This window comes from Nocardioides sp. CPCC 206348, from assembly GCF_048654705.1.
In the GTDB taxonomy this organism is placed as follows: domain Bacteria; phylum Actinomycetota; class Actinomycetes; order Propionibacteriales; family Nocardioidaceae; genus Nocardioides.
Genome location: NZ_JBMCZA010000068.1, coordinates 30,052 through 31,423, shown reverse-complemented (window position 1 = coordinate 31,423; position 1,372 = coordinate 30,052). Strand labels below are relative to the sequence as shown.

Here is a 1,372-nt window from a genome sequence, read left to right as displayed (position 1 = left end):
GAACCAGACGTCGTACTCACTGCTCATGGTTGATCGTCGCGTCCACGGGCCGTCGGGTTCAACCGGATTTCGGGGCGCCGGTCAGCGGGACTCGAACGCCAGTCGTCCGGCCAGTACGGCGAAGCTCGCGGCGAAGGCCTTGCGCATCCGGTCGACGACCTTCGGGCGCGACAGGACCTGGTCGCGGACGGCGGCAGCGAAGGCGGCGTACACGGCGAAGACGGCGAAGGTCATCAGCATGAAGACCCCGCTCAGCGCCAGCATCGCGGGCACCGCGCCCGTTCCGGCCGGAACGAACTGCGGCAGGAAGGCGAAGAAGAAGATGGTGAGCTTCGGGTTGAGCAGGTTGAGCGTGATCCCCGAGATCAGCACGGAACGTGTCGACCCCGCACCGGCGGCGTCCTCGTCGACGGTGAGCACACCGCGGTCGCGCCAGGTCGACCACGCCATGTAGAGCAGGTACGCCACGCCGGCGTACTTCAGGACGGCGAAGGCCACACCGCTCGCGTGCAGCACCGCGGCCAGTCCGGTGATCGCCGCGAGCATGTGCGGGATCGTGCCGAGGGTTCCGGCGAAGGCGGCCAGCAGTCCGGCGCGGGTGCCACGGGTGAGACCCGCTGCGATGGCGTAGAGCGCGCCCGTCCCCGGCGTCACGCAGATCACCAGCGAGGTCAGCAGGAAGGCGGTGCTCATACCCGTGGAGACTAGGCGACCTCGCGGAATTCGCACACGATCAGTGGAGACCGGGTCAGGTCCGCTCGAGCTTGTAGTGCAGGCGCATCGCGGTGGCCCGGCCCATGCGCAACACGTGGTCGGTCCGCAGCACGCCGCGGTCGTCGACGTACACATGGAAGGTCTCGTGGACCGGCGCACGGGAGGCGAAGGTGCGGCCACCGTCCTCGACGACGACGTACGCACCGTCCTGGCCGAAGCGTCCGCCCGGCGACTCGAGCCACAAGGACCCGTCGGGCAGGACCGACGACTTCAGGAAGACCTGCACGTTGCCCGACTCCAGCGGGAAGGCGACGTGCACCGACGGGCGGTCCGCGCCCGGCAGGGTCCGATGGGAGTAGCAGCCGCTGAAGACGTACTCCCCCGTGGCGCGCAGGGTCCGCAGCCAGCCGGCCGCCACCTGGTCGCCGGAGGCGTCGCGGATCACCGAGATCCGGCTGTCCATGCCCTGCGCGACGTCCAGGGGGCGGGTCGGGAGGGCGAGCTGTTCGACGCGCTTGCCGAAGAACCGCGAGATCAGCTCGCCTCCCGGCCAGGCCCACGGCGCCCACGCGCTCCAGACCTCGACGTGCCACTGCGCAGTGTGCTCGTAGAAGTCCCGCACCTGCGGGAGCAGGTCAGCAGCGCTGAAGCCCGGTCC

2 protein-coding genes are annotated in these 1,372 nt (G+C 69.9%); both read right to left on the bottom strand.

Annotated elements, in window-relative coordinates:
- Positions 1-81: 81 nt before the first annotated feature.
- Entirely contained in the window at positions 82-693 is a 612-nt protein-coding gene (locus tag ACOADB_RS03040) for a LysE family translocator (protein ID WP_378596442.1), read from the bottom strand.
- 55 nt (positions 694-748) lie between these two features.
- A partial coding sequence (locus tag ACOADB_RS03035) for a hypothetical protein (RefSeq protein WP_378596441.1) occupies positions 749-1,372 on the bottom strand: 624 nt, incomplete at its 5' end.